At 75.4% G+C, this 6,358-nt stretch carries 4 protein-coding genes and 1 pseudogene; 3 read left to right on the top strand and 2 right to left on the bottom strand.

The genetic code is table 11. The features are described from left to right. Positions 1-132 precede the first annotated feature (132 nt). A complete protein-coding gene (thrS, locus tag ACGF7U_RS22785; protein ID WP_393109697.1) occupies positions 133-2,145 on the bottom strand; it encodes a threonine--tRNA ligase in 2,013 nt (670 codons plus the stop codon). Between the two features lie 52 nt (positions 2,146-2,197). On the opposite strand from thrS, the pseudogene ACGF7U_RS22780 reads away from it, so the two are divergent. Beyond that, positions 2,198-2,854: pseudogene (locus ACGF7U_RS22780) on the top strand (DUF1775 domain-containing protein); the annotation flags it as partial. 401 nt (positions 2,855-3,255) lie between these two features. On the opposite strand, the gene ACGF7U_RS22775 reads toward ACGF7U_RS22780, so the two are convergent. Then, complete coding sequence (locus ACGF7U_RS22775) at positions 3,256-4,176, bottom strand: ADP-ribosylglycohydrolase family protein (RefSeq protein WP_393109695.1); 921 nt, start codon at positions 4,174-4,176, stop codon at positions 3,256-3,258. 73 nt (positions 4,177-4,249) lie between these two features. On the opposite strand from ACGF7U_RS22775, the gene ACGF7U_RS22770 reads away from it, so the two are divergent. Beyond that, positions 4,250-4,939, top strand: a complete 690-nt coding sequence (locus ACGF7U_RS22770) for a response regulator transcription factor (RefSeq protein ID WP_393109693.1) — start codon at positions 4,250-4,252, stop codon at positions 4,937-4,939. Positions 4,940-4,968: 29 nt separating this feature from the next. Continuing rightward, complete coding sequence (locus ACGF7U_RS22765; RefSeq protein ID WP_393109691.1) at positions 4,969-6,336, top strand: ATP-binding protein; 1,368 nt, start codon at positions 4,969-4,971, stop codon at positions 6,334-6,336. The last annotated feature ends 22 nt before the right edge of the window (positions 6,337-6,358 follow it).

Genomic DNA, 6,358 nt, shown 5'->3' with positions numbered 1-6,358 from the left:
GGCCCCCGGGCCCCACCCCCCCCCCCCCCCGGGCCCCCCCCCCCCCCCGGGGCGGGGCCCCCCCCCCCGGGGGGGCCGCCCCCCCCCGGCCCCCCGGGCCCCCCCCCGCGGGGGGGGGGGGGGGGGCCCGGCTCACGCCGGGGCGGAGGGGCCGACGTTGGTGCGCGAGCCGACCACCTCCAGCACGTGGGCCACCGCGTCGGCGATCGGCACCCCGTTGCGCTGCGAGCCGTCCCGGTAACGGAACGAGACCGTGCCGGCGGCCACGTCGTCGTCGCCGGCGATCACCATGAAGGGGATCTTCTGCTGCTGCGCCGTACGGATCTTCTTCTGCATCCGGTCGTCGCCGGTGTCCACCTGCGCGCGGACACCCTTCGCGCGCAGCGCGGCCACGAACTCGTGCAGATGGGCGGTGTGGTCCTCGCGGATCGGGATGCCGACCACCTGCACCGGGGCCAGCCAGGCCGGGAACGCGCCCGCGTAGTGCTCGGTGAGCACGCCGACGAAGCGCTCGATCGAGCCGAACTTGGCGCAGTGGATCATGACCGGCTGCTGCCGGGTGCCGTCGGCCGCCTGGTACTCCAGCCCGAAGCCCTTGGGCTGGTTGAAGTCGTACTGGATGGTCGACATCTGCCAGGTGCGGCCGATCGCGTCCTTCGCCTGCACCGAGATCTTCGGGCCGTAGAAGGCCGCGCCACCCGGGTCGGGCACGAGGTCCAGCCCCGTCTCCCGGGCGCACTGTTCCAGCACCGCGGTCGCCGTCGCCCAGTCCTCCTCGGTGCCGACGAACTTCTCCGGCTTGGACTCGTCGCGGGTCGACAGTTCCAGGTAGAAGTCGTCGATGCCGAAGTCCTTCAGCAGACCGAGCACGAAGTTCAGCAGGTGCTTCACCTCGGCCGGCGCCTGCTCCCTCGTGCAGTAGGAGTGCGAGTCGTCCTGGGTGAAGCCGCGCACCCGGGTCAGCCCGTGGATGACACCGGACTTCTCGTACCGGTACACCGAACCGAACTCGAACAGCCGCATCGGCAGCTCACGGTAGGACCGCCCGCGCGACCGGTAGATCAGGTTGTGCATCGGGCAGTTCATCGCCTTGAGGTAGTAGTCCGCGCCCTCGAACTCGATGGGCGGGAACATCCCGTCGGCGTAGTACGGCAGGTGCCCCGAGGTGTGGAAGAGACCTTCCTTCGAGATGTGCGGGGTCCCGACGTACTGGAAGCCCTCCTCGATGTGGCGGGCCCGGACGTAGTCCTCCATCTCCCGCTTGATCACGCCACCCTTGGGGTGGAAGACCGGCAGGCCGGAGCCGATCTCGTCGGGGAAGCTGAACAGGTCGAGGTCCGCGCCGAGCTTGCGGTGGTCGCGCCGGGCGGCCTCCTCCAACAGCTTCAGGTACGCCTTCAGCTCGTCACGGGTCGGCCAGGCGGTGCCGTACACCCGCTGGAGCTGCGGGTTCTTCTCCGACCCGCGCCAGTACGCGGCGGCCGAGCGCATCAGCTTGAACGCGCCGATCAGCCGGGTGTTCGGCAGGTGCGGGCCCCGGCACAGGTCCGACCAGCAGACCTTGTCCTCGGTCGCGGCGAGGTTGTCGTAGATGGTCAGCTCGCCGCCGCCCACCTCCATCACCTCGGAGGAGTCCAGCCCTTCGCCCTTGACGTCGATCAGCTCCAGCTTGAACGGCTCGGCGGCCAGCTCGGCCTTCGCCTCGTCCAGGCTGCCGAAGCGCCGGCGGCGGAACCGCTGGCCGGACTTGATGATCTCCTGCATCCGCTTCTCGAGCTTGCCGAGGTCGTCCGGCTGGAACGGCTTGTCGACGGCGAAGTCGTAGTAGAAGCCGTTCTCGATGGGCGGGCCGATGCCGAGCTTGGCCTCGGGGAAGATGTCCTGCACGGCCTGGGCCAGCACGTGCGCGCAGGAGTGCCGCAGCACGTCGAGCCCGTCCGGGGAGTCGAGGCTGACCGGCTCGACCTCGGTGTCGACCTCGGGCGCCCAGTCCAGGTCGCGCAGCTGGCCCTGCGGGTCGCGGACCACGACGACCGCCTTCGGGCCGGCCGCGGGCAGCCCGGCCGCGGCCACCGCGTCGGCCGCCGTGGTCCCGGCGGCGACGACGACGGGGTCGGCCACGGCGGGGGTACGGGGTGCGGACACGGTCACTCCTCCAGCAGACGGTACGGATGACGCCGAACGTTCGGCTCCTGCGATGCTATCGGTCGCTCCCGCCGGCACGGTCGGCGACGCCACCGCCCCCGCGGCCCGTGGCACGCGCGCCGCCCCGGGACACGCACCGACCGGCCCGCGTCCCCACCCCGGCGGGATTGAACCTTTTCGTCGCCGCATCCGAACTACCGCATGTGGCCGGAGCCGGCCGCGTGCAGACGGACGGGGGCCGAGCATGGCGACGAACCACGACCTCGAGCGTCGGCGCCGGGCCGGGGCGGTGGCCGTCCTGGTCGCGGCGGGGGTGCTGGCCTGGCCCGCCCCGGCGGACGCGGCCGACGTGACGACCAGCCCGACCGCCGCCCGGCAGGGCGAGTCGGTGAAGCTGGAGTTCGTGGTGCCCGAGGAGCGGCCGGGCGCGCCCGCCGACCGGATCGAGGTCCGGCTGCCGGCCGACGCCCCGGTCGCCGAGGTCTACCCGATGTCGGTGCCGGGCTGGGCGCCCCGGATCACCACCCGCACCCTCGACCAGCCGGTCGCCGGCATCCACTCGTCCCGCGTCGACCTGGTCACCAGCGCGGTGACCTGGACCCGGATGCCCGGGGCCGCCGCCGGCCCGGCCCGCCTCGCCCTATCCATGGGGCCGCTGCCGCAGGCCGACCGGCTCACGTTCGAGGTGGTGCGGACGTACGCCGACGGCACCGTCGTGCGCGGCGCGCCGGTGCTCACCCTGCTGCCGGCGGCCCCCGGCGCGGCGGCCGGGCACGGCGGGCACGGCGCGGCGCCGGGCGGCGCGGCGACGCAGCCGCGGGCGGCCGGCGGGGGCGACGCCGCTCCCGGCCCGGCCGCCACCGCGACCGGCGGCAACGGGGACGGCATGCTGGCCGCCGGCCTGCTCGCCGGCCTCGGCGCGGGCGCGGCGGTCGGCTGGCTGGTCAGCCGCTGGCGTCGCCGCGACCCGGCCGAACCGGTCGACCTCTGCGTGCTCCGCGGGGACCCGGCCCCGACCGGCCCCGGGCGGGCCGCCGCCGCGCTCGGCGAGGACCCGGTCGAGCCGGTCGCCCTTCCGGCGCTCGGGGAGGACCGCGAGGACGGCGGAGGTCAGGCGGACCAGTCCGGCAGGGGCTCGCGGGCGGCCAGCCATTCGGTCGGCACGCCGCCGGGAGTGCCGACCCCGGTGTGGGCGGACACCACCGCGCCGACGATCGCGGCGGTGGTGTCCACGTCGCCGCCCGCCTCGATGCAGGCGCGGATCGCCGCCGGGTAGTCGTCCAGGTGCACGGCGGCCACCCAGCAGGTGAAGGCGACGGTGTCCTGGGCGGTGACGCGGGAGCCGTTGCCGAGCACGTCGACGGCCTCGCGCAGCGACCGGCCGAGCAGGCCGGCGGCGCGGCGTACGCCCCGGTACACCTCGGTGGCCGGGTCCAACGCGGCGGCCACCCCGGCGAGCAGCCGGTCCGGGGCGGGCCGGTGGCCGTCCAGCCGGGCCCGGGCGGCCAGCGACGCGGCCACCGCCACCGCCACCGCACCGGCGACGCCCTCCGGGTGCGCGTGGGTGACCTCGGCCGACGCCCGGGCCTGCGCCACCGCCCGGGCGGTCGAGTCGGCGAACCAGGCGCCCAGCGGACCGACCCGCATCGCCGCGCCGTTGCCGCACGAGCCCTGCCCGTCGAAGGCGGAGGCGGCCGCCACCGGCCACGGCGTGCCCGTGCGGATCAGCCGCAGGATCGTCACGGCGCCCGGCCCGTACCCCCGGTAGGGCTCGCAGCGCTCGGCGAAGGCCACCGCGAGGGCGTCCCGGTCGATGCCGCCCTCCGCGGCGAGAGCGGCGACCACCGAGCAGGCCATCTCGGTGTCGTCGGTCCACTCCCACGGCGGCGGGGGCAGCTTCCCGGCGGCCAGGTCGGCCGGGTGCCGGCCGGGCACGAAGAACTGCGAGCCGAGCGCGTCGCCGACCGACAGGCCGGCGAGGGAGTCCCGGGCGAGCGCGAGCCGGGTGTCGGGAAAGAGCATGAAGGACATCGTTGGACCAGCTTGCCGGGTTTGCAGGTGCGCCGCAACGCGATCAACTTGCCACGCCGAGTACCGTCTTGGCGTGGCCACCGTGCTCCTGGTCGAAGACGATCACGTCGTACGCGGCGCGATGCTGCGATCCCTCACCGACCGGGGGCACGCTGTGCACGCCGTCGGCACCGCCCTGGACGCGCTGCGCCGGGTGGCGGCCGAGACCCCCGACCTGGTGGTGCTCGATCTCGGCCTGCCCGACCTCGACGGCTCGGACGCGCTGCGGATGCTGCGCGGCATCACCGACGTGCCGATCATCATCGCCACCGCCCGCGACGACGAGCAGTCCGTGGTCCGGCTGCTGCGCGCCGGCGCCGACGACTACATGGTCAAGCCGTTCACCGGCGCCCACCTCGACGCCCGGATCACCACGGTGCTGCGCCGCGCCGGGCGGGCCAGCCGGACGGTGCAGCCGGCCGTGCACAGCGTCGGCGGGCTGCGGGTGGACGTCGGCGAGCGCAGCGCCCACCTCGACGGTGAGCCGCTGGCGCTGACCCGCAAGGAATTCGACCTGTTGGCGTATCTCGCCGCACGTCCGGGCCGGGTAGTGTCCCGCCGGGAGCTTCTGGAGGAGGTATGGCGGCAGCCATCGGTCGGCGAGGACCAGACCATCGACGTTCATCTGTACTGGCTGCGCCGCAAAATGGGCGAGTCCGCGGCGAAGCCGCGCTACCTGCGCACCGTGCGGGGGGTCGGCTTCCGGCTGGTGGCGCCCGACTGAGGGTGTCGCTGGCCCTCCTCACGGCCGGCATGAGCGCCCTGGTCGCGCTCGCCTTCCTCGTCCCGCTCGCCACCGGCCTCGGGGACCGGGCCCGCGAGGAGGCGCTCGCGGACGCCGCCCGCCGCAGCGCGCTGGTCACCGGCGCGCTCGCGGTCAGCACCGACCCCGCCGTGGTGCGGCGGGCCGTGGCCGCCAGCGGCGACGACCCGCGCACCCGGCCCGTCGTACACGGGCTGGGGGCGGACGAGTCCGCGGGCCGCGCGGGCGCGGCGGACCTGGAGCGGGCGCGGGCCGAGCGGCGCTCGGTGGTCGTCGACGTCGACGGCGGGGCGCTCCGGCTCGACCCGGTGGTGCTCGGGGACCGGACCGCCGTGGTCGAGGTGTTCGTGCCCGAGTCGGCGCTGGGCGGGGGCGGCGGCCGGTGGCTGCTGCTGCTCGGGGTGGCCGCCGCCCTGGTGGGCGCGGCGGTGCTGGTGGTCGACCGGGTCGCGGCCCGCGCGGTCGACTCGGTCCGGGGGCTGGTCAGGGCGGCGCTCGCCATCGGCGACGGCGACCTGGCCGTACGCGTCGAGCCCAGCGGCCCGCGGGAGCTGGCCGAGGCCGGGTACGCCTTCAACCGGATGGCCGACCGGCTGGTGGCGGCCCGCACCGACGAGCGGGAACTGGTCGCCGACCTGTCGCACCGGCTGCGCACCCCGCTGACCGTGCTGCGGCTGGACGCCGAGGCGCTGGAGTCCGACGACACCAGCGTGGGCTCGTTCAGCGAGGCGGAGCTGGACCGGCGGCGCGGCATCCGGCGGATCCGGCAGGCGATCGTCACCCTGGAGGGCGAGATCGACGTGCTGATCAAGACCACCCGCAAGGCGGTCGCGCACGAGGCCGGGCCGGCGATGTGCGACGTCAGCGAGGTGGTCCGGGATCGGATGGTGTTCTGGGCGGCGCTGGCCGGCGACCAGAACCGCCCGCACCGGGTGACCGGCGCCCAGCTGCGCATCCCGGCGCCGGTACCCCGGGCCGAGCTGGCCGCCGCGCTCGACGCGGTGATCGGCAACGTCTTCCGCTACACCCCGCAGGGCACCGCGTTCGAGGTGGCGGTCTCCCGCCGCGACGGTTACGTGGCCATCCGGATCGACGACGCCGGCCCGGGGATCGCCAACCCGGACCGGGCGCTGCGCCGGGGCGCCAGCGACCAGGGCTCGACCGGTCTGGGGCTGGACATCGCCAAGCGGGTGGCGTTGCAGGCCAACGGCTCGGTCAGCATCGACCGGGCCCGGCTGGGCGGGGCGAGCGTGGTGATGCTGCTCGCCGACCCCGAGGCGACGCCCCGGCAGGTCAGCCGGTTCGGTCTGGTCGGCCGGGCTGTGGGCCGGCGCAAGTCTTCCTTAGATCCGGATTAACCACGGCGACCGGCGCGGCGCG

Origin of the sequence: Micromonospora sp. NPDC047670, from assembly GCF_043204915.1 — a bacterium.
GTDB lineage: Bacteria > Actinomycetota > Actinomycetes > Mycobacteriales > Micromonosporaceae > Micromonospora.
This window is presented reverse-complemented; position numbering and strand designations above follow the sequence as displayed.

What these genes read in the sequence shown, in the direction of transcription:
- ACGF7U_RS22775 (WP_393109695.1), bottom strand. Translation starts at nt 4,176, where the DNA reads ATGTCCTTCATGCTCTTTCCCGACACCCGGCTCGCGCTCGCCCGGGAC.
- ACGF7U_RS22765 (WP_393109691.1), top strand. Translation starts at nt 4,969, where the DNA reads ATGAGCGCCCTGGTCGCGCTCGCCTTCCTCGTCCCGCTCGCCACCGGC.